This window comes from Leptospira yanagawae serovar Saopaulo str. Sao Paulo = ATCC 700523, assembly GCF_000332475.2.
GTDB lineage: Bacteria > Spirochaetota > Leptospiria > Leptospirales > Leptospiraceae > Leptospira_A > Leptospira_A yanagawae.
Genome location: NZ_AOGX02000024.1, coordinates 285,392 through 306,013, shown reverse-complemented (window position 1 = coordinate 306,013; position 20,622 = coordinate 285,392). Strand labels below are relative to the sequence as shown.

The following is a 20,622-nucleotide window of genomic DNA, read 5'->3' as shown; positions in this document are numbered from 1 at the left end:
GAATGAAATTTTCCAAACGAGTTGTTGTTTATTTTTTAATCGTACTAATTCCATTTATCTATCGATATAAGTGGAATCAAAGTTCAATTTTTATCTCAAGTGATCCAGAAATTAAATACTATCAGGTCATTCATTCTTTAGAGGGTGGATCTGCATCAGAATGTTATTTCCCCGCTGGAAAACTAGGGTTTACAACTTCTTTTATTCCTTTAGGATATCCATGGGCTTTCCAACTAGAAAAAGGGAATTGTGTTTTCCAATACCCGGTGTTGTTTACTTGGATTCAAAAGGCAATCGTATTTTTTACCTCAGTCCATGTGATTACCTATATTCCGATTTTATTTTTTCTTTTAAATTTCGTTCTACTCGATCGCATTTTCAATATCCATAAAATGAAGGATACAATGGTGCTATTCGCGGTGATCATTGTGCAATGTTTCACTCCGATCTTTTTATCTTCATTGGATTATTCGGAATTAACACTTACAAATTTTTTCCTACTTTTCGTTATTTATTTGTTCCATATTGAAAAAAATCGATTTTCGAAATTGTATGATTGTATTTTATCAATAGCGATCGTATTCAATTTCCAACTACGCCCAGAATCAACAATTGCCATGATCATATACTTTTTTGTATATTTTTTACTAATTACAAATCGAATGCAATTTGTTCACAGGATGTTTCCTATAATCCTTTATACCCTTTTTTTTCAGGCCATTTTTAGTTTTTATAATTACGATATTTATGGTCATATTTTGGGAATGCGTGGTTTAAATACGATGAACGATATGGGTTCTGCAGATTTAAATCGGGATTTATTCGGTGGATTGATTGCCGATTTATGGGGAAACGAGTTTAAAATTGGTATATTTAAAGGGTATCCGATTCTCTTTTTAGTCATTTTCTGTATTTTTTTTGAACGGAACAAAACCAGACTGTTGTATTTGTTATCGGGAATTTTGTTTTTATTGATTTTGCCTTTTATATCCCCATATCGAGCAGGGGTAGATATATTTGGTATGAGATATTTTGAAAGTGGAGTTTACATCGCGATGATTGGAGTTTTTTTAACCGTCACCAATCATAAGATGAAATTATACTTTGGGTTTGTTATTTTATTTTTGATATATTTTTGTTATAAATCAGATTTAAGAGCGATCAAACAATGGTCATCTTCTGCAAAATTGTACCATAAAGTTATGGATGATTTTGATATGTTAAAACCAGATTTGATTGTACATCGTGGCCTTTCACTTTCCTATCTGATTGGAAAAAGTTATACCCAGTATCCTCAAATTGCCATCTATTCAAATACAGATTGGGAAAAGGTTGAAACCATTGCAAAAAATCAGAAGTGGAGGATCCTTTTTTTAGAATGGGAAGGGAACCAATTGGTTAGTAATGAATTTCCAGCGAATGTTTGGAAAGAAAAGTTTGATATTAATTTTAATCTCACTCCCAAAGGATATAAAGTGATTTCAAATCATAAAATCGCTCATTTTAACGGCTATTTGTTGGAAGAGGGAAAGTGAATCTAAGCCAAAGACTAAAAGTAGTTTTAGATCAATTTCTTTTACAACCTAAAGTATTAATTGTGCTTTTGTTATCTCTCCTAGGGATATTGTTTTTCAAACGATTCCAATGGGATTCTGGAATCAGTCCACTCATCCAATCAGATTCACAAATCAAATTATACCAAGTTATTGAATATAAACGAAATGGATTAGGGGCTCATGAGTGTTACAATGAAAAAAATGTAAACGATGAGAATTATCGTTTTTTCCCTTTTCGATATCCTTGGGCTTTTTTTGTAAAAGATGCGAGCGGTGATGTTAAGTGTTATTTTCAATATCCTAGTTTTTTTGCTCAAATATTTTCTCTTGTTCCACTTTCCTATCGATACTTTAATTCGTGCATATTGGTTCTCTATATTTCCCTTTGTTTTTTTGCAGTTTATTTTATATATAAAATATTTGAAATTAAAAAATTACCCTACTTGTTATTATCTTCCGTACTGATGTTAGTTGGATATGGAATTTCGAGCGCCATTGAGTTTTCAGAAAGCATGATGGCACAATTGTTTTTACTTTCAATTTATCTTTCAATATTTACAATCGAAAAGAAAAATAGATCTTCAAACGTTGTGCTTTTCCTTTCAGGTTTTCTAGGTGGTTTTGCTATATTTTTAAGATCAGAATCTTTGTTTTATATTGGAATCCCGTATTCTATTTTATTGATACAATATCGTTCAAAATTAAAAGAATTGATCATAAATCATTTTTTTATCCTCACTGGCTTTAGTTTTTCATTAATTTTATTTGGATTTTATAATTATACCCAATTCCAGGAATTTTTAGGGATAAGAAGTAGAGTCTCGTATAATGATTTTTTTAGAATCGATTTCGGGCATCGACTTCATTTAATTTGGCAATATTTTTTTGGTGACGAAAATAGAGTTGGGTTTGTTTTTTATTGTTTCCCTATTGTAATCCTACTCACACTTTCCCTATTCAAATTTGAATTGAATCGAATTCAAAAATTTTTATTTTACTCTTCAACGGTTTCTTTCATGATCATTGTTCTTTTTAGTCCCTATTCCTCTGGTGGTCTATATCTAGGGATGAGATTCACTGAATTTTCATATATTTTGTTTTGTATTTTTCTGATTTCTCTATTGGAAACATCGAGGCAAAATGGATGGTCCTATTTACTGATTGGATTATTGTTTTTGCAATTGCTTCTTGGTATATTTCATGTTAGGCGAAACTTTAAAACCATAGATTATGTAAAAAAGTATCATGAAATTTTCCAATCTAAGTTAGATGAATATGCAAATGCACCAGTAATTCATTTGAGTACATTTGATTTACTTTTGGTATCTGATTCTTTTTTAAAAAAACCACATTATATTACAAAAAATTTGAATGAATTTAACGTTCTCGAGTCGAAATTGATTCAATCCGGTGTAAAACAAATCCAAGTTTTCTTTTATGATTTTAAACCACCCAGGGATTTGAACGCATCAGATGAATTTTATAAGGAATGGATTGATACAAAATTTGAAATTCAATCAAAATTCTACAAAGTAAAGTCGGATGAAACGATTGCCGGTTTTAGACTAATGGTATGGACTGCTAAATAGAGAAATGGTTAGGTCAATTTAGAGATTTATTATTTCAAAGAAACCTTTTGGTATAAAGAACATTCTTCTAGTTTTGTTTGATTTTTTTGGTATTTGTTTTTGACCATTAATTGCAAAGGTATTACGAATTCCTGATTGAGGCCTGCATTTTCATGAGCATTTTCTAATGGAATTGGATTACACCATTGGATGAATTGTATCCCTTCAATTTCTTTTAATACCCGACTAATATCTACACTAAAGTTTTTAGCAAATAATGGATCGATGTAATTCACCGGTTGAACATAAGCGGTTGGACTTAATTGGTTTAAGTATATATAAGTTGCATGAACTCCACTTGCAACGAATAACTTTCCTCCACCTAAATCATCAATTTGTGATGCGATGATTTTGCTGTGGTCCGGAATGTAGAGTAAATCCTTCTTTAAGCGATTCGATATATTAGACCAAGAATAGAATAATAGGAAAATGATTGTAATTGGAATCAAAATAAAGCTATTTCTTTTTGGAATCACGAATATGGCCAATGGTGGAACTAAAGCAAGGAAATAATGTTGGAAAAAATATCCTGTATAACTTGCTCCGATGAGAGCAGTTATTGTTAAGATAAGGAAAATTATTTTTTCTTTTGGGAGTTTTAAATCTATTAAAATGGAGGTAAAACCAAGGAATATGGCGGGCCAGAATAATTTTAATAAATCTTTATAAGGAAATTCAACTGTAATATTTGTTTGGTGTTTTGAGGAAACCGTAAATAATGCATTGAAATATTCCTGATGGTGTCCTAATAGAAAATAGATTATAAAACTAACTCCAATTGGAATCAGAAAAAAAGAAAGCTGGTAAAAGAGTTGGAAATAGGAGTTGTCTTTCTTTTTTTTATAAATAGCATAAAGACCCAAAAAGATAACGTCAAAGACAATGATGTATTTGATTAGAAATGCGATTCCTAGGAAAAAAAAGGCTAACTTAATTGAATTTTTCTTTAATAATAGGTAAATACCGAACCATTCATAAAACAAAAAATAAATTTCAGAATTGGCAGAAAGTCCCGATGTTAATCTCGAAAAGAAATATAAAACGAGTAATCCACTTAACAGTTTCCAAAACCAATTTTGATCTTTTTGAAACGAAACAACGACCATCGTTAATGCAATCAAATGAAGAAAGGATGTCCACCTTAATGTGACTGGATCATATGGTAATACCATAAGTGAAATCGCATGTACCAAATAGATTCCAATTGGTTTGATATCCCATAAATCTACATAGGGAATTTGGCCTAGAAGGATCCCTTTACCCATTATAAAATAGGTGATTTCATCCCAATCGAGGACAGATACTTCGAAGGTAAAGGAACGAAAATAGTATCCGATGATGAAAATTGAAAAGAATTGCAATACTTTCATGAAAAATGGAGAAAGTTTCATTTTGCTAAACAGTTTGTATTGTAAAAGATAAGATTCGTTCGAATGTTTCATTTTGGATTGGAATTCGTTATTTGTTTAGAAAAACGAGAATCAATATCTCATTTGATTTTTTCTACTATCTGCTTTTATGGATTTTAAGGTAACTATTTTTTTTAATTTAAATTCAAGAATTCATATTCTCGATTCAATATTAGGATTATGGTATTTTTAAATTTAAATGTTATCACTTAATTCCGTATTTGCTTAATCAGCGAATCTCATTTTTAAACTCGCCTTCAGACAAATAACATCAATACGGGCATTGTGTTGTAAATTTTACAATTCTAATTTTTTCAGAACTGGATTCTTTTGGAGCTAAAAATTGAATTTTCTTTAAATTACATTGAATGGCTTTTAGCAAAATTTTAAAATAAGATTTATTGCATGTGTTAGGCGGTGTTGAAATAAGTTTTGAATCAAGATTTCGGTTGTATTATGAATTTGGATTCTTTTTTGTCATGCAAATAAACTAATCTAGGCATACAATCCTTTGCATAGTGGATTCACTCTTATTCATTTTTATTCCTGAATCAATGGCAATTTGGTGCATTTAAATTTGGCAAAAAAGGAAGATTTTTGAAATCGAATGCTTTTTCGAAATTGGATGTATATCTGCAACTGTTGACCTGCCCCCATTTTCAGTACCAATGGATAAGTTAGTTTTCTCTAAACATTTCAACCATAAGATCGCTTAAACTCTGAAGGAGTCAAGTAATTCAATGAAGAGTGAAGACGCTCGTCGTTGTATTCCTTTTGGAAAATTCGCAAAGCATCGGTTAACTCTCTTTGATTTTTAAAGTAGTGTAGATTCAAACACTCATCTCTAAGTTTACCATTGAAACTTTCTATAAATGCATTTTGTGTTGGTTTTCCTTTTTCAATAAAGTGAATTTCTATCCCCTTATCTTCTGCCCATTTCTGGAAGTCTTTGGATGTAAATTCTGTTCCATTATCCAAAACAAATGCTCTTGGAAGTCTTTCGAGGGTGTTTAAATATCTGATCAACTTTTCTGACGAAAAAGTAAACTCTGCCTGAAGTATGGTATTCTCTCTTGTTAAATGATCAATACCTGTTAAAATTCTTTGCTTTCTTCCATCAATCGTCCGTTCGAAAACAAAGTCCATTGACCAAACTTCGTTTGAATTCTTAGGCAATGGTAGTTGCTGTGATGATGCATTTCTTTTCTTTCGCTTCGGTTTTGTCCTTATTTTAAGCCCTTCTAAGCAATATAGTCGATATACTTTCTTATGATTGATTGTCCTACCCGACCTTCTTAACCTTCGGTAAATTCGTCGATAGCCTTCCCGTTTCCATCGAAAAGCAAGTCTTCGAATTTCGTTCATTGTCTCTTCATCAATAGCTTTCGGCTGATAATAATAACTTGATTTAGGAAGAAGAACAACATCTAGGCTTCTGTTTAGAGAAAGTCCCTCTTCAACTAGCAGATCAACTGCTCTCTCCTTCGTTGATCTGCTCAAAACTTTTTTCCCAAAACATTCTTAATTGCTTGGATTTCGAGAGCCATGTCAGCTACCAATCTTTTGAGATTTGAATTTTCCTGCTCGAGTGCCTTCATCTTCTTGATTTCGCTAAGCTCCATTCCTCCATACTTGTTACGCCAGCGATAAAATGTTTGTTCAGTGATTCCGTATTTTCGTGAAAGTTCCTTGATTGGAATACCTGTTTCTGCTTCCTTTAATATCCGAAAAATCTCGCTTTCTTCTATCTTCTTTCTTGCCATAATGCTCTCTCCTTAATATCGGAGAAAACTAACTTAAATATCGGTGCAGTTTTTGGGGAGCAGGTCACTGTTCCAAATAGATACGAATTCTTTTTGGTTGGTTCCATAGTATTGGATTCCAATTGAAAGAATGATTAGTATTATTAAGATATATTTTATTAATCTTTTTTTATAAACATCTAATGGTAACAGGGAGAAAGTTAGGATGGAATATAGATTGATATCTGTCAGAAATCTACTTCCATAAGAATGGCCGCCTTCCCAGAAGACATACTTTGAATAAAAAAGTAAAATCAAAAGTTCTGGTAGGATCAATAGAAACAATAGAGTTTTATTTTCGATTTTCCGGTAGAAAAGGAATGGGAATATTAAAAAAGGTGAAAATATATAATAGCCAAATCCCGGACTCAAAGTTAGGCCTAAGAATCCTTTCATCATTGGATAGGAAAATAAATCAGTATAACCTGCCAAGGCATATGCCTTTTTATGAAGATTATAACCTCCCATCACATCATGATAATAATAATAATTAATCAATCCGAATAGTAGAAGAGAAAGCCAAAAAAATGTTCCGGTAAAAACAAGTTTCCATTTCCATTCTCTGAAATTTTGCAAAATGTAAATTGCTGGAAAGGATAATAAGAAAATGGAACTTGGACGTGAGTAGATTAAGGCCGCAGATATCACTCCGACTAAAATATATTTAAAGGTATTTTGAGATTGATGGAAGAGTAGATACAATAATATAGAAAGGAAAAATTCTATTACTGTGTGTTGCCAGAGTGCCTGCGACGAATTGGAGAAATGGGAAGTACAAAATGAGTAAAGAAGAACATAAAGAAAGGATTCATAATTTGTTTTCGAAAATGGTTTTTTTTGTAACATTAAGAACAAAAAAAAGGAAGATAAGGTTGATAGAACTGCTGCTGTAAATTTTTCCAGTTGGTATAGTTTTGGTAAAAGGAATAAGATAGAAGATTCTTTGTGAATTGGATCGAATGGCAATAAGGAAGTAGGAATGGAAAAAAGTTTTCCAAACAAAAAATTGATACTCCCAGCTGTCCAAGGATAAGAAGGTAAATACTCCTTTGAGCCTGGTACCAAATAATAAGGTAAAACTAAAATTTTTCCTCCTATGTTATGGGGTAAATCGGTAAAATCTCTGGTTAAGGAAGTAAATTCTTCAGGACTATATTCTTTATGAATCATTTGATTCAATAAATCTTTGAATTCAAAATTCTTAGTTTGGTCCATCCACAAGGGCATAAATCGTGCTGGGATTAAGTCGGATGATGGAACTGGATTTGTAAACGAAAGGTAAACTAGAAAAATAGCAATAAATCGAAAACGAGGTATTTCCCTATTTTGAAAGAGAACAAAAAATAAATACAATACACTTGCATAGCGGACTAGTTTTGTCGGTACTTGGAAATTGCCAGTATAAATGTAAGACAGCGTTATGAAAAGGATCAATGATAAAGTGAGAAATTGGATGCCTAAGAATATAACCTGTCTTAGGGTAAGAGTTGAGAATCGAGAAGGTGCTGACATTTTTGAAAACTACGTTCTTCTCCAATCCTGTTTTTTGCTATTCTTTTTAACATGGATCCTTTTTTTTATAAATGGTAGTGGTGAGGAATCTCATACAAAAAAAGCGAAAATTCCGCGATCCATCGCGGTTTATTTCTCCATTAAGGGACTAAAAAATTGATTTTTCTAACGAAACAAAGTGTTCTCAAGATTATGAACAGACCTGAATTACAGGTCTCATTCTTTTTTGTCGTATCGGTATGTGTTTTTTATGGTTTAAACGTACCAAATTTTTTTGGGGAATTTTACTTTTTAACAGATTTGGCAGCCAATGATTTCCAAATTATGGAAATACTGCGAGGCAAATTAGGTTATGGAGCCTATTCACGGTTTCAGTTTAATCATCCTGGACCAATGTATTTTTACCTTTTGGCATTTGCGGAATCAGTCTTTTTATTTTTTGAATCGGAATACGCTCGATATGCATTCGTGACGTTTTTACTCAATGCCACTTGCGTTGGAGTTTCCCTTTTCCTCATTGCAAAACAATACAAATCGTATCTTTCAGGGATTTTACTCTTTGTTTTCTTTTTATTTGTCACCAAAAGTTTAGGTTTTCAATTTTTCTTTGAGACCTGGACTCCCTATGTCATGGTATGTCCTTTTTTATTGTATGTCATCTCGATCATCAAAGTGGTTGAGAAACAATGGATGTTTTTACCGATTTTCTTTTTGTTAGGCTCAATCCTTTTCCAACTGAATATCATGGGTGCCGTTCCATTTGGCATTGGTTTTTTATTCATTGTTTATCATTTCTACCGATGGCAAAGGAATGGAGAAATGAATGAGAAGAAACAATTGGGTTTTCATTTAGGATTATCTTCTCTCGTATTATTGATCGTTTGGTTGCCGGTCCTTGTAGATTTTTTTGTTAATTTCCCTGGGAATATTTCGAATGTTCTCCTCTACTTAGTAAAGGGTGGTGGGAATAAAAAACCATTCGAAGTGATCAATTTTTTGAATATTATCTTTGGGCAAATTGTTTCAATTCCTTATGCGGTTTTCTTATATTTAATCATTGTGTTACTTCCTTATTGGAAACGATTTCCAATGGATTCCTTTACAGTAAAATTAAGAAATTTCACATCAATTTATACAATGATTACTCTTTTAACCTTATTTCGAATGAAAGGACCAATCGTTCCTCATTTGTTCTGGCATTTTTTCGCAGTGATCGCACTCCAAATCTTTCTTTGTTTCCGCTTTTTCCCATGGAAGGAGATTCCTACAAAATGGAATTTTGGTTTGGTTGCATTTAGTACGATCTCAACTGTTTTTTTAGTGTTATCCTTTGGGAAAGTTCCCCCTAAAGAACATAACCTCCATGTCAAAGAAATTTCGGCATTGTTCATGGATCAAAATGATCGTTTTATTTTGCATTGGGAGATGAATGAAAGAGACTTTTCCCAAGGAAATTTGGTTTTAGGAATTGCATCAAGGCTCAACAGAATTGGTAAAAAAGTTTGTTTGTTAGAACCTTGGTTATTCTTAGTGCCAAAATCCTACCATTGTGTGGAAAAAGAATCAAAAGAAGCAACTCTCTTATTATTTGAAACTGCTCCTTCTCGGTTCCCTAAACTGGAAATGGCCAATCAGGAAATCCATTTTGAAGATAGTATCATCAAATTGATCCAACCGAAACCTTGAAGTTTCTTTTAGAATTTGAATGCCTAATTTTTTCACTGTTTTTTGGATTTCAATTGTCTTTCTCTCTTGAATACGAAGTATGGAACTGACCCGTTAATCTATGCACTATTACCTTGTCCCTAGAAAAAAACCAAACCTCCTATCCCTGATCATTCCTTGTTATAATGAGGAAGAAGTTTTAGATCATTTGAAAGAACGTCTAAGAGAAGTTGTGCCGAAATTGAAGGTCAATACCGAAATCCTTTTGGTCAATGATGGGAGTAATGATCGCACAATTCTTGGACTTATGGATTGGGCAAAGGAAGATAAAAATGTACGTGTCATATCACTTGCGCGTAATTTTGGACACCAAATCGCTGTTACTGCAGGCATGGATCATGCACTTGGGGATGCTGTTGTGATTATGGATGCAGATTTACAAGACCCTCCTGAAGTGATTTTGGAGATGTTAACTCGCTACGAAGAAGGTTATGATGTCGTGTATGGCCAAAGGCTTGCGAGGTCAGGTGAATCTTTTTTTAAAAAAATCACAGCCTGGGCTTTTTATCGCTTAATGAAGGTATTGGTTCATAAAGATCTGCCTTTAGATTCAGGTGATTTTCGTTTGATATCAAGAAGGTGTTTGGATGCATTGAATCGATTACGAGAAAACCATCGTTTCCTCAGAGGAATGAATGCTTGGATTGGTTTCCCTCAAATCCCTGTGTATTACAATCGTGACCCTCGTGTTGCGGGAGAAACAAAATATCCGCTGCAAAAAATGTTAAAATTAGCGATGAACGCTGCCGTTTCTTTTTCTCCCTTACCACTTCGATTCAGTTTAGGACTTGGGATTTTGGTTGCCTTAATTGGTTTTTGTGTAGGGCTTTATGCACTTTACCGTGCCTTTCAACATTTCATTTTGCAAATGCCAATTGTCTACAATCCTGGTTGGGCCACCATTGTAACTTTAATTTGTCTCATCGGAGGTTCGATCCTCATATCAATCGGAATTTTAGGTGAGTATGTGGCGAGGATCTTTGAAGAATCGAAGGGTAGACCACTCTATGTGATTGAGTTTATGGAAGGTGGGTTGTCCAAAGGAAAACAGGGTATTCCTTCACCTTCGAAACAGAAAAAGAAAGTTTAATCCTATCCGTTGCATTGGTTTGTCTTTCTTGAAATAGAAAGGTTTATTGATTAAGAGTTTTCTTTAACTTGTAAAGGCCGAAGACAAACTTTCTTTGATCTTTTGTCTTGTTGTTTCCACTTCTTTTGGTAACGTTAACTCGTCGATTTTACCAAGTAAAAAGGTTTCATCTACTAGTTTTCCTTCCCATACCTTCCCAATCATTCCTGCAATGACTGATAAAATTTGGTTGGTATCTAGAAATCCAAAAGATTCCAAAAGTAGGGCCATGCCCATTGCACCTTCCGTTCCGTAAAACGCTTGTTTCTTGCCGAATTCTGCTTCATACATTCCTTCAGGCAAAGCTTCTTTTACTTTTTGGATCATATCGCTTTCACTTGGACCGTGGCTTGTTCGATTGATGATGGTTAAGGCAACTGGATTTTTTGGCCCATGGATCCTTTGTATTTCTTCTGCATACAATCGGATTTTTTTTGCTGCATCTCTTGTGATCGCATCCCTTCCTAAAAAATTCAATTTGTAGAGGTATTCTTCTAACTCGTCACCTGAAATTTTCCCCATACAAATCAATTGGTAAAGTGTAAAAATCATATAATCAGATTCTGTGTTATCACCAAGAAGGATTTCTTTTGTTTGTGTTGGTAAGTAAATACGATCGTACAAAAGGATCGAAAGTTTGTAAGACATTTGGTCAAATAAACTTTGGTAGGAGGCACCAAGGAATTTTTTTGTGCGAGACCAAGCAGGTTTAAACCCATTTTGCAGAAACTCAATTGGATTGAAAATGGTATCAATGACTTTATCAAAAACTCCCTTAATCGTACCTTCCAAGTATTTTAAATGTAAGGATTCAATTTGGATATTGTCTTTGGCAATGGTTGCAAGCATTGTCCTTCTAAAAAAATGAGGACTCGCGGATATAAACGCTAATGGAGAATTGTTTGTCGCAATCCTTAGTTCTCTGTACAATTCCGGCATTCCAGGAAGCGCTTGTTTTTGGTTAGGTGTTTCAAATAGAGCAGAGAACTTTCCTTTTCCAGAATGGATGTCTGTGGCTAAATAGGTTTGGTCAATGTCCGATGTGACAACAATGCCTTGGTATTCTTCTGGTAAAATTCGGAGTTTCCCTTTTCCAACAATCGTGGTTTTTCCAAGGATAGAATCTTCCGTTGCATTCAAATGGGCGAGGTCTTTCGAATATTGGCGGAAACTATCAAGGCCTTCTAAGATCACTTGGAAATCATGAAAGCCAACGGGGAGTTTGTCTCGGATCTCACAGGAAAAAAAGCCGTCCTCATCTGCTTTTATTTTTCCTGATGTGTAAATGAGTTTCCCTGAATTGTCTGAAACCTCTAATTTCAAAACTGGTTTTCTGACAGGTGCCAGAGAAAAATCGAGAAAAGGAGTGATTTTCGTTTCATCCCCTTTGAATAAACCTGTCATGAGATCCCAAAGTCCATCAGCCTTCATGAGATCCGTGATCCCTACATCAACGACCTGCCCACGTACATAGGACCTACGTTCTCTGCCGAGAGAGCCACCGCAGACAGCGATTCTTTTGATATCGGTAATGATGGGTTGTGAAGTATTTGGTTCTTGGGACATAGAATTTATGCCCTTAAGCGTCTAAGAAAACGAGGAGCCGTCTATTCCTTTTTATGCCATCACTACGATCTACGAACGATTTTGTCCAACTTTTGCAAAAGGAGGGAGAGCTTCGTGTTATTTCCGACTTGGTTGATCCCAATTTAGAATTAGCAGAAATCCAAAGGCGAGTTGTCGCTAAAAAAGGACCCGCACTGCTTTTTACCAATGTCAAAGGGACAAAATTCCCTGTGGCAACAAACCTATATGGTTCGGAAAAACGAATCCATTTGGCATTCGGCGAAAAACCGGTCCAAACCATCGCAAGGCTTGCCAAACTTGCAAAAGAAATTTTTCCCCCTAAATTTTCCAAACTTTGGAAAGAACGTTCACTTGGCCTTTTGCCTTTCCAGGTAGGACTGAAACAAGTGAGGAGAGCACCCATCCTCCAAGGGAGCCTTGGAAGTGTCGGTGAGCTTCCAAAGCTTGTCTCTTGGCCAAAAGATGGCGGTCCCTTTGTTACCCTACCTCTTGTGTATACAGAGCATCCTAAGTCTGGGACAGGGAATTTAGGGATGTATCGTGTGCAACTGTTTGGTGAAAAAACAGTGGGGATGCACATCCAAATCCATAGGGGAGGTGGATTCCACTATTACGAAGCAGAAAAAGAGAATCGATCCCTGCCTGCCCATGTGTACATTGGAGGGCCACCTGCCTTGACCATTGCTGCGGTTGCACCCTTACCGGAAGAAATTCCAGAACTTGTATTTGCTTCGTTTCTCATGGGTGAAAAACTCAGGATAAAAAATGACAAAATGGTCTCACCGTATCCCATTGTGGCTGATGCGGATTTTGCATTGATTGGTTCCATCCCACCCAAATTACGTAGGCCAGAAGGACCATTTGGTGACCATTACGGTTATTATTCCTTACAACATGAGTATCCTTATTTAGAACTTTCACACATCCTACACAGAAAGGATGCCATATGGGCGGCAACTGTTGTGGGAAGGCCACCACAAGAAGACCATTACATTGCCGAGTTCTTACAAGATTTATTATCCCCTATGTTTCCTCTGGTGATGCCACAAGTGCTTGGGGTTTGGGCTTATGAAGAATCAGGTGTCCATTCTCTTGCTGCTGCCATTGTTAAGGAACGTTACTTCCGCGAAGCGTTTATGGGAGCCCTTCGGATTTTAGGAGAAGGGCAACTTTCCCTGACAAAGTGTTTGCTTGTGACGAACGAACAAGTGAACTTAAAAAACTTTTCAGAAACATTTCGCGTGATCACAGAAAGATCAGATCCGCGCACTGATTTTTTTATTTTTAGCAATATCAGCCAAGACACACTCGACTATACTAGCGGCACCGTGAACAAGGGGAGTAAACTTTTGTGGATGGGGATCACGGATCCAAATAAACCCATAACCAATGCAAACCTTCCCAAAGAATTCAATGGCAGGTTGAATGACAAACGATTCGAAAATCCGAAAGTATTTTTACCTGGTGTTCTTGTTGTGAAAGGGTCGGAATTTCAACCAAATGATCGTTTGGCGGAAGTTTTACTTTCTGAAGACTTAGGAAATTTTTCTTACGTATTTTTAGTAGATGATTCGGAAGATGCTGTAAAAACAGATTCTGATTTCATTTGGACGATGTTCACCAGAATGGAACCTGCTTCTGATGTGTATGCTAGGACAGAGACCATTCGGAATCATATCTCCTACCAAGTTCCCATCGTTTTTGACTGCCGTATGAAACCATGGATCCCTGAAGTTTTAAATCCACTTCCTGAAACTGTGAAGTTGGTGGACGAACGATTTGGAAAATGGATAGATTCTTTATGAACGGTTTTTGGGGGATTCTTTTTCGTTTTTTCGTATGCACGGAAATGCGATCACCTTTTTGGTTTTGTCTGAAAGGAATGAAGTTCCCTTGCATAGATAAATCTTTTCCAAAATCGAAGAGAAAAGTTGATAGATAGAATCTCTTAAAAAAAAAGTATCATCAGAGAAATGGCAAAAAAACTCACCTTAGTCACTGGCGGTGCGGGTCTTATCGGCTCACAAATCATTGAAGATCTAAATCATAATGGAAATACGGACATCTTAGTCGTAGACCATTTGGGAACATCCGAAAAATGGAAAAACCTCCAGAGGAATTTTTTTTCAGACTATTATGAAAAAAACCAGTTTGCATCTTTTTTGGATTCGGGTCATCCCATCCTTTCAGAAATTTCAGAGATCTACCACCTAGGTGCTTGTTCTGCTACCACAGAAAAAGATGCCTCTTATTTAATGGAAAATAACTTCCATTATACGAGAAAACTGGCAGAATTTGCCGTCGGAAGGAACATTCCTTTTTTATATGCATCAAGTGCAGCTACCTATGGAGAAGGGGAATTTGGTTATGACGACAAAGCTCCCATCGAAAATTTAAAACCACTCAATATGTACGGGTATTCCAAACATCTTTTTGATTTGTATGCCAAAAAAACAAAGATTGCAGACAAACTCGTTGGCCTAAAATACTTTAATGTGTTCGGATATGGAGAAGCTCATAAGGGAGAGATGAGAAGTTTAGTTCTCAAAGGATATGAACAAATCCGAGATACAGGAAAACTCAAACTTTTTAAATCATACAAACCAGAATACAAAGATGGGGAACAAAAACGTGATTTCCTCTATGTAAAAGATGCAAGTAAGATTAGCATTTATTTACTCAGTGAACGGAAGTACGGATTGTACAATGTGGGCAGGGGAATGGCGGAAACGTGGAATGATTTGGCTTCCGCACTCTTCCAAGCCATGAAAACACAAGTAAACATTGAGTATGTGGATATGCCAGATTCTCTTAAAGGCAAATACCAATACTATACCTGCGCAGACATGGACAAATTAACCAAAGTAGGTTATCCCTTTGGTTTTACAAACCTCCAGGATGCTATTCAGGAATATGTTCGCCTCTTAGAACTCGAAGCGAAATAATGCTTACTTTTTATACACTTTTACAATGGTTTGGATGAGGTCCTTAAACTTGGCATCTTTCAAACGATAGAACACTTGGTTCGAAGATTTTCTCGATTCCAAGATACCATTGTTTTTCATTTTGCTTAAGTGTTGTGAGGCAGCTGATTGGCTGGTTCCTAATAGTTCAACAAGTTCGCCAACGGTTTTTTCTTCTTTGGCCAAAGTGTAAAGGATGAGCAAACGAATTGGGTGGGCAATGCCTTGAATACCTTTAATCGCTTGTTCCAATTGTTGTTTCGAAAGTTCTGTTTTTATTTTCATCGGTAAGGATTTCCGTTATATCCTTATGACGAAAGCATCCTCAAATTACATACGAAAAATTTACTTGGGATCAAAAAAATGATCAATTGACTGAGCAATATATCAAAAAATTTTTTGCCTCCTCTGCTATAAAAAGAGGCAAAAAAGATTTAATCGAAGTTAGATTCGTACTCCACCTGAAATTTCTAATACCACTCCCGTGACTAAATCATTCATGATGATGAATTCTGCAGTGGAAGCAATTTCATCTGGTTCTCCAAGTCTTCCCACTGGGATGATGGATTTCCATTTTGCGAGTGCTTCTGGGTTCATGTCTTTTAAAACCATCTCGGTTCCGATAAACCCTGGAGCAATTCCCGCCACGCGGATTCCATACTTGGCAAGTTCTTTGGACCAAGTGACAGTCATCGCGGCAACACCCGCTTTTGCGGCACTATAATTGGTTTGTCCTGAATTCCCGTGCATGGCAATGGATGCAATGGGGATGATGACACCCTTTTTTTGTTCCACCATTTTGGCAGCAGCTTCTCTACCTGTTAAGAAGACTCCCGTTAAGTTGACATCGATGACAGATTGCCACTGGTCGATGCCCATCTTTCCTTTCACTTTGCCAGTTTCTTTGTCGACTCGGACAAGGAGCCCATCACGTAAAATCCCAGCGTTCAAAATGGCAACATCTAGGCTTCCTTGGAAAGCGGCTGCTTCGTCCATAAGTCGGATACAGTCTTCTTCTTTGGCCACATTGGCAACAATGCCTTTGGTTTTGATCCCTTCTTTTTGAAAGAGGGAGACGGTTTCGTCCAATAAATCTTTTTGGATGTCTGAGAGAATGATATTGGCACCTGACTTACCCAATCGGTAAGCCATTGCCTTTCCGAGTCCACCAGCAGAGCCAGTGACAAGAATGTTTGCACCTTTTAGTTCCATGTCCACCAGTTTCAAAAACAGTGGAACCTAGGTCGATACAAAACTAAATCATTAGGGGAGGGTGAAAAACGAATTAAATCTCTGCAAGTTCCGCACTACGAAACGACACATAATTGTCGTTAAATGGGATTTCAACTCTTGCAACAGTTCTATCTTCGTGGGTGATGATTCGAAATAAATTGGGATCTACTCCTTCGTTTTTGAGTAGGATCATGATGAGGGCAATTCCAAGTCCTGCACCCTCCGTATTGTCCATATTGTCCATATAAAATTCAGCGATGTCATTATAACCCATGGACTTTTTCATTTTTTCTCGCATCCGAACTTCTTCGGTTTTGATCACGGGGGTGTTGTTTGTCACTTCCACAAGGAGGCCATCCAAACCGTAATGGAATTTGATTTGCACATACACTCCACGGGCAAGGCATCGTTTTCCATATTCATCTGCCATTTTTTCCGAAAACTTTTTGGAATACTCTTTGATCCCTTTGAAATAGTCAGTTTCGTCTGTGATATCAAGACCTTCGTCTTCAAAGAAAACTCGTTTTTGGTTGGCTTTGATTCCGTTGATCGTAAGTTCTTTGGAGATCGTATACAGCATCTCCACAAATTGGGACTGGCCCACTTCGAGTAAAATGTTCGTGATGAGTCCCAGCACATACTGTTCGAGTTGGCGATTCATCCGAGAAGAGCGGACGACAATTTTAGATTTTGCCTTTACTAAATCGGGAATTTGTGCTTCTAATTCTATAAACGGTTTCGCCACGAATCATTCCTTATGCGGTGGGTGTTTCCCACATGGTTCTATTATCGAACCGGGAAATCCACAACTAAAATCACAAGGGAAATTCACCATTTTTCCTGTTTTTTCATCAATTCCAGGAAATAAACTCATTTTCCATTGACCAATGAGCCTCATTTAAAATAGTGTAAAAAACCTAGCCTCGCTTGGAAACCCGCGCTTGGGTGGGAAACGTTTGCCCTCTTAGCTCAGTGGTAGAGCACTTCCATGGTAAGGAAGGGGTCGCCAGTTCAAGCCTGGTAGAGGGCTTGTTTAGGGCTGTAGTTTAATGGTAGAACTAGGATCTCCAAAGTCCTTGGTGGGAGTTCGATTCTCTCCAGCCCTGCCAAACTACGGAATATAGAATTAGAGAACAGGACAAGGATCAATGAAAGCTACGAGTTTCATTCAGGAATGTAAAGCAGAACTTGAAAAAGTACATTGGCCAACGCGCCAAGAAGTGGTGAGTTCTACCGTTGTAGTCCTAGTTACAGTATTTATCTTTTCCCTATTTTTATCAGCTTCGGATTTTGTATTCTTGAAACTGTTAAAGTGGTTCTGGGCATTAGGAACATAGGTAGGGAAGTGGGCGATTCTTTAGATAAAAAATGGTATGTGCTTCAGACTTATTCCGGTCACGAGAATAAGGTGAAGACAAACATTGAGAAGATGGTCCAACAACAAAAACTGGAAGACCAAATCTTTTCAGTGAAAATTCCTTCAATGGAAGTTGCCGAAATGAAAAACGGCAAAAAAAAGGTCACAAAGAAAAAACTCATGCCGGGTTATGTTCTTGTTGAGATGAATATGACCGATGACCTTCGGTTTAAAATCCAGAACTTACCTTCCGTGTCTACGTTTGTAGGTGGAAAAGGAAAAGGTCCGGAACCACTTTCTCTTGATGAGATTAAAAATCTCTTCAGTGATGTTGGAAATGTTGAATCGGAAGAAGTTTCGAGACCACGTTTCCTTTTCAAAGTGGGTGAGACATTAAAAATTATAGATGGTCCGTTTGCTAATTTCACAGGCCTCGTAGATGAAATCTTTCCTGATAAGGGAAGGCTTCGTGTCCGAGTCGAAATTTTCGGAAGATCCACTCCAGTGGAGTTGGATTACCTCCAAGTAAAATCGGAACAATAGAACTGATAGATTGACTTTTAGTAAGGAACTTGAAACGAGATGGCTGCAAAGAAAGTAGTAAAACAAATTAAACTCCAAGTAGAAGCAGGGAAAGCAAACCCGGCTCCTCCGGTAGGACCTGCACTTGGTCAGGCCGGACTCAATATTATGGAATTTTGTAAACAGTTCAACGAGAGATCTAAAAACCAAATGGGACTCAAACTCCCGGTGGTGATCACTGTTTATTCTGATAGAAGTTTTACATTCGTCACAAAATCTCCTCCTGCTGCACTTCTTGTCATGAAGGCACTTGGACTCCAAGGTGGGTCTGCCACTCCACATACTGTGAAAGTGGGTACAATCAAACGCGCACAACTAGAAGAAATTGCAAAAACGAAGATGGAAGACCTCAATGCAAACGATATGGATGCAGCAGTGAAGATCATTGCTGGAACATGCCGTTCCATGGGTGTTAACGTCGAGTAATCATAAAGAAACGGGAACCGAAGTCATGAAACGCGGCAAAAAGTACATCCAACTCAAAGAAAAAGTCGATCGCACAAAGGTTTATACCCTTGGTGAGGCAGTCGGTTTAGCGAAAGCGACCAGTTACTCAAAGTTCGACGGAACTTTAGAGATCTCGACAAAAATCAATTATAAATCTCTTCAAAACGTAAGAGGGACAATTTCTCTTCCACACGGAACAGGAAAAACCATCAAAGTTTTGGTTTTCTGCAAAGGAGACAAACAAAACGAAGCGAGAGAGGCTGGTGCTGATTTCGTCGGTGATATGGACTTAATCGAGAAAGTATCTGGTGGTTGGACTGATTTTGATGCTTGTGTGGCGACACCTGATATGATGAAGGAAGTGGGTAAACTTGGACCAGTTCTTGGTCGTAAAGGCCTTATGCCAAAACCAAAAGCGGGAACAGTGACTACTGATGTATCAAAAGCAGTGAAAGAATTGAAAGCTGGTCGAATTGAATACCGCCCTGACAAAGGGGGAGTGGTTCATTTAGGAGTAGGGAAATGTTCCTTCTCTGACGACAAACTTTCTGACAACATCAATGCTGTTGTTGCGGCTCTTATGAAAGACAAACCTTCCGATGCGAAAGGTGATTACCTCAAGTCTTTCTCAGTAGCAGCGACTATGGGAATCGGCGTCAAAGTCGATGTAAAAGAACTAGTAAACGCGAACATATAACGAGTAAGAAACATGGCAAATCCATCTAAAATTGAAGCAGTATCTGAACTAAAGAGTCGTTTGGAAAAACGACCTAACTTTATTTTAGCATCTTACAGCGGTTTAACTGTTGAAGATATGTCCAACCTTCGTGCGAAACTTCGCAAGGAAGGATCGGAGATGAAGGTAATCAAAAACAACCTTTTCCTCCGTGCATTAAAAGAGTCTTCTGAACATAAAAACAACTCCATTGACTTTGGAGATGTTTACAAAGGACCACTTGCAGCGATTTTCTCTCTGGATGCACTTCCAGCAGTAGCAAAAGTATGTAAGGACTTTGCAAAAGATAAGAAGGAACTCGAAATCAAAACTGGCTATATGGACGGTGAGGTTTTGGGTAAGTCTGGAGTAGAAGCGATTGCTGGACTTCCGTCCAAACAAGAACTTCTTGCGCAAGTGGCTCGTGGGATCAATGCTCCTGCAACGCAAATTGCTTCTGGAATCAATCAAATCATGGCATCATTGGCACGCGCCATCAATGCTGTAGCCGAGAAAAACGGCAAATAGTAATCATAGTGATTAGTAGGATAAGGAGAATATAGATGTCTGTTGACGCGCTATTAGAACAAATTGGAAGTCTTACATTAGTTCAGGCTGCTGACCTAGTGAAAAAGATGGAGGAGAAATTCGGGATTTCTGCTGCTGCACCGGTTGCGGTAGCGGCTGTTGCGGGTGCAGGTGGTGGCGCTGCTGCTGCTGAAGAACCAGCAACTTTCAATGTTATCTTGAAAGCACACGGTGACAAAAAGATCGACGTTATTAAACTCGTTCGCGAAATCACTGGTCTTGGATTGGCAGATGCGAAAACTCTTGTAGAAGCTGGTGGAAAATCAGTGAAAGAAGGGGTTTCTAAAGACGAAGCTGCTGATATTAAGAAAAAACTCGAAGGTGTTGGGGCTCAAGTAGAAGTTGCTGCTGCCGGTTAATCGGTTGCCAATTTTTAAACCCAGTCTTCA

Annotated in this window: 20 protein-coding genes and 2 tRNA genes; 14 read left to right on the top strand and 8 right to left on the bottom strand. The window is 37.0% G+C overall.

Going from position 1 to position 20,622, the window contains the following annotated elements; translation table 11 throughout:
• The first annotated feature begins 2 nt into the window (after positions 1-2).
• Together LEP1GSC202_RS13160 and LEP1GSC202_RS13155 are read left to right on the top strand one after the other, a co-directional pair.
• Positions 3-1,535, top strand: a complete 1,533-nt coding sequence (locus LEP1GSC202_RS13160; RefSeq protein WP_015678298.1) for an LA_3751/LA_3752 family putative glycosyltransferase — start codon at positions 3-5, stop codon at positions 1,533-1,535.
• Positions 1,532-3,145 carry an LA_3751/LA_3752 family putative glycosyltransferase gene (locus LEP1GSC202_RS13155; protein WP_015678259.1) on the top strand — a complete coding sequence of 538 codons (1,614 nt, stop codon included), beginning with the start codon at positions 1,532-1,534 and terminating at the stop codon, positions 3,143-3,145. Before LEP1GSC202_RS13160 ends, LEP1GSC202_RS13155 begins: the two co-directional genes overlap by 4 nt.
• A gap of 29 nt (positions 3,146-3,174) precedes the next feature.
• Here LEP1GSC202_RS13155 and LEP1GSC202_RS13150 read toward each other — a convergent pair whose 3' ends face one another.
• From LEP1GSC202_RS13150 to LEP1GSC202_RS13135, 4 genes are all read right to left on the bottom strand, one after another.
• Positions 3,175-4,626 (bottom strand): hypothetical protein, encoded by a 1,452-nt coding sequence (locus LEP1GSC202_RS13150; RefSeq protein ID WP_015678342.1) that lies wholly within the window; start codon positions 4,624-4,626, stop codon positions 3,175-3,177.
• Positions 4,627-5,289: 663 nt separating this feature from the next.
• Positions 5,290-6,093, bottom strand: a complete 804-nt coding sequence (locus LEP1GSC202_RS13145; RefSeq protein ID WP_015675630.1) for an IS3 family transposase — start codon at positions 6,091-6,093, stop codon at positions 5,290-5,292.
• Positions 6,090-6,356: a transposase gene (locus LEP1GSC202_RS13140; RefSeq protein WP_015675631.1), complete on the bottom strand. Its 267-nt coding sequence runs from the start codon at positions 6,354-6,356 to the stop codon at positions 6,090-6,092. The genes LEP1GSC202_RS13145 and LEP1GSC202_RS13140 overlap by 4 nt, the downstream gene beginning before the upstream one ends.
• Positions 6,357-6,389: 33 nt before the next feature.
• Positions 6,390-7,610, bottom strand: coding sequence for a hypothetical protein (locus LEP1GSC202_RS13135; RefSeq protein WP_208597407.1), 1,221 nt, complete (start codon positions 7,608-7,610; stop codon positions 6,390-6,392).
• Positions 7,611-8,099: 489 nt separating this feature from the next.
• On the opposite strand from LEP1GSC202_RS13135, the gene LEP1GSC202_RS13125 reads away from it, so the two are divergent.
• Both LEP1GSC202_RS13125 and LEP1GSC202_RS13120 read left to right on the top strand, forming a co-directional pair.
• Positions 8,100-9,593, top strand: a complete 1,494-nt coding sequence (locus LEP1GSC202_RS13125) for a hypothetical protein (RefSeq protein ID WP_015678385.1) — start codon at positions 8,100-8,102, stop codon at positions 9,591-9,593.
• Between the two features lie 100 nt (positions 9,594-9,693).
• On the top strand, positions 9,694-10,722 hold the full coding sequence (locus LEP1GSC202_RS13120) for a glycosyltransferase family 2 protein (protein ID WP_015678063.1): 1,029 nt from the start codon (positions 9,694-9,696) through the stop codon (positions 10,720-10,722).
• A gap of 63 nt (positions 10,723-10,785) precedes the next feature.
• Here the strand turns inward: LEP1GSC202_RS13120 and LEP1GSC202_RS13115 are convergent, their stop codons facing one another.
• A complete protein-coding gene (locus LEP1GSC202_RS13115) occupies positions 10,786-12,327 on the bottom strand; it encodes a phosphatase domain-containing protein (protein ID WP_015678398.1) in 1,542 nt (513 codons plus the stop codon).
• Positions 12,328-12,380: 53 nt separating this feature from the next.
• Between LEP1GSC202_RS13115 and LEP1GSC202_RS13110 the strand changes: the two genes are divergently transcribed.
• Together LEP1GSC202_RS13110 and rfaD are read left to right on the top strand one after the other, a co-directional pair.
• Complete coding sequence (locus tag LEP1GSC202_RS13110; protein ID WP_015678224.1) at positions 12,381-14,153, top strand: UbiD family decarboxylase; 1,773 nt, start codon at positions 12,381-12,383, stop codon at positions 14,151-14,153.
• 168 nt (positions 14,154-14,321) lie between these two features.
• On the top strand, positions 14,322-15,293 hold the full coding sequence (rfaD, locus tag LEP1GSC202_RS13105) for an ADP-glyceromanno-heptose 6-epimerase (protein WP_015678111.1): 972 nt from the start codon (positions 14,322-14,324) through the stop codon (positions 15,291-15,293).
• A gap of 3 nt (positions 15,294-15,296) precedes the next feature.
• On the opposite strand, the gene LEP1GSC202_RS13100 is transcribed toward rfaD, so the two are convergent.
• The 3 genes from LEP1GSC202_RS13100 to LEP1GSC202_RS13090 all read right to left on the bottom strand — a co-directional run bounded on the left by LEP1GSC202_RS13100 (position 15,297) and on the right by LEP1GSC202_RS13090 (position 17,289).
• The gene (locus LEP1GSC202_RS13100) at positions 15,297-15,596 is read right to left on the bottom strand and encodes an ArsR/SmtB family transcription factor (RefSeq protein WP_015677962.1); all 300 of its coding nucleotides are present in this window, start codon (positions 15,594-15,596) and stop codon (positions 15,297-15,299) included.
• A 159-nt stretch (positions 15,597-15,755) separates the two neighbouring features.
• Positions 15,756-16,523, bottom strand: a complete 768-nt coding sequence (locus LEP1GSC202_RS13095) for an SDR family NAD(P)-dependent oxidoreductase (RefSeq protein ID WP_015678133.1) — start codon at positions 16,521-16,523, stop codon at positions 15,756-15,758.
• A gap of 73 nt (positions 16,524-16,596) precedes the next feature.
• Positions 16,597-17,289 carry a hypothetical protein gene (locus LEP1GSC202_RS13090; protein WP_015678376.1) on the bottom strand — a complete coding sequence of 231 codons (693 nt, stop codon included), beginning with the start codon at positions 17,287-17,289 and terminating at the stop codon, positions 16,597-16,599.
• Between the two features lie 213 nt (positions 17,290-17,502).
• Between LEP1GSC202_RS13090 and LEP1GSC202_RS13085 the strand changes: the two genes are divergently transcribed.
• The 8 genes from LEP1GSC202_RS13085 to rplL all read left to right on the top strand — a co-directional run bounded on the left by LEP1GSC202_RS13085 (position 17,503) and on the right by rplL (position 20,592).
• Positions 17,503-17,574 (top strand) — tRNA-Thr (locus LEP1GSC202_RS13085).
• 5 nt (positions 17,575-17,579) lie between these two features.
• Positions 17,580-17,653: transfer RNA gene (locus LEP1GSC202_RS13080), tRNA-Trp, on the top strand.
• Positions 17,654-17,692: 39 nt separating this feature from the next.
• Entirely contained in the window at positions 17,693-17,881 is a 189-nt protein-coding gene (gene secE / locus LEP1GSC202_RS13075; protein WP_002973751.1) for a preprotein translocase subunit SecE, read from the top strand.
• An 8-nt stretch (positions 17,882-17,889) separates the two neighbouring features.
• Positions 17,890-18,444, top strand: a complete 555-nt coding sequence (gene nusG, locus LEP1GSC202_RS13070; protein WP_012388950.1) for a transcription termination/antitermination protein NusG — start codon at positions 17,890-17,892, stop codon at positions 18,442-18,444.
• Positions 18,445-18,483: 39 nt separating this feature from the next.
• On the top strand, positions 18,484-18,909 hold the full coding sequence (gene rplK, locus LEP1GSC202_RS13065) for a 50S ribosomal protein L11 (protein ID WP_012388949.1): 426 nt from the start codon (positions 18,484-18,486) through the stop codon (positions 18,907-18,909).
• 25 nt (positions 18,910-18,934) lie between these two features.
• Positions 18,935-19,627, top strand: coding sequence for a 50S ribosomal protein L1 (gene rplA, locus LEP1GSC202_RS13060; RefSeq protein WP_015678195.1), 693 nt, complete (start codon positions 18,935-18,937; stop codon positions 19,625-19,627).
• A gap of 12 nt (positions 19,628-19,639) precedes the next feature.
• Entirely contained in the window at positions 19,640-20,173 is a 534-nt protein-coding gene (gene rplJ, locus LEP1GSC202_RS13055) for a 50S ribosomal protein L10 (protein ID WP_015678331.1), read from the top strand.
• 35 nt (positions 20,174-20,208) lie between these two features.
• The gene (gene rplL, locus LEP1GSC202_RS13050; RefSeq protein ID WP_012388946.1) at positions 20,209-20,592 is read left to right on the top strand and encodes a 50S ribosomal protein L7/L12; all 384 of its coding nucleotides are present in this window, start codon (positions 20,209-20,211) and stop codon (positions 20,590-20,592) included.
• Positions 20,593-20,622 lie beyond the last annotated feature (30 nt).

What these genes read in the sequence shown, in the direction of transcription:
- LEP1GSC202_RS13140 (WP_015675631.1), bottom strand. Translation starts at nt 6,356, where the DNA reads ATGGCAAGAAAGAAGATAGAAGAAAGCGAGATTTTTCGGATATTAAAG.
- LEP1GSC202_RS13120 (WP_015678063.1), top strand. Translation starts at nt 9,694, where the DNA reads ATGCACTATTACCTTGTCCCTAGAAAAAAACCAAACCTCCTATCCCTG.
- LEP1GSC202_RS13110 (WP_015678224.1), top strand. Translation starts at nt 12,381, where the DNA reads ATGCCATCACTACGATCTACGAACGATTTTGTCCAACTTTTGCAAAAG.
- rplJ (WP_015678331.1), top strand. Translation starts at nt 19,640, where the DNA reads ATGGCAAATCCATCTAAAATTGAAGCAGTATCTGAACTAAAGAGTCGT.
- LEP1GSC202_RS13125 (WP_015678385.1), top strand. Translation starts at nt 8,100, where the DNA reads ATGAACAGACCTGAATTACAGGTCTCATTCTTTTTTGTCGTATCGGTA.
- rplL (WP_012388946.1), top strand. Translation starts at nt 20,209, where the DNA reads ATGTCTGTTGACGCGCTATTAGAACAAATTGGAAGTCTTACATTAGTT.
- rfaD (WP_015678111.1), top strand. Translation starts at nt 14,322, where the DNA reads ATGGCAAAAAAACTCACCTTAGTCACTGGCGGTGCGGGTCTTATCGGC.
- LEP1GSC202_RS13135 (WP_208597407.1), bottom strand. Translation starts at nt 7,610, where the DNA reads ATGGACCAAACTAAGAATTTTGAATTCAAAGATTTATTGAATCAAATG.
- LEP1GSC202_RS13095 (WP_015678133.1), bottom strand. Translation starts at nt 16,523, where the DNA reads ATGGAACTAAAAGGTGCAAACATTCTTGTCACTGGCTCTGCTGGTGGA.
- LEP1GSC202_RS13160 (WP_015678298.1), top strand. Translation starts at nt 3, where the DNA reads ATGAAATTTTCCAAACGAGTTGTTGTTTATTTTTTAATCGTACTAATT.
- LEP1GSC202_RS13115 (WP_015678398.1), bottom strand. Translation starts at nt 12,327, where the DNA reads ATGTCCCAAGAACCAAATACTTCACAACCCATCATTACCGATATCAAA.
- secE (WP_002973751.1), top strand. Translation starts at nt 17,693, where the DNA reads ATGAAAGCTACGAGTTTCATTCAGGAATGTAAAGCAGAACTTGAAAAA.
- rplK (WP_012388949.1), top strand. Translation starts at nt 18,484, where the DNA reads ATGGCTGCAAAGAAAGTAGTAAAACAAATTAAACTCCAAGTAGAAGCA.
- LEP1GSC202_RS13150 (WP_015678342.1), bottom strand. Translation starts at nt 4,626, where the DNA reads ATGAAACATTCGAACGAATCTTATCTTTTACAATACAAACTGTTTAGC.
- LEP1GSC202_RS13100 (WP_015677962.1), bottom strand. Translation starts at nt 15,596, where the DNA reads ATGAAAATAAAAACAGAACTTTCGAAACAACAATTGGAACAAGCGATT.
- rplA (WP_015678195.1), top strand. Translation starts at nt 18,935, where the DNA reads ATGAAACGCGGCAAAAAGTACATCCAACTCAAAGAAAAAGTCGATCGC.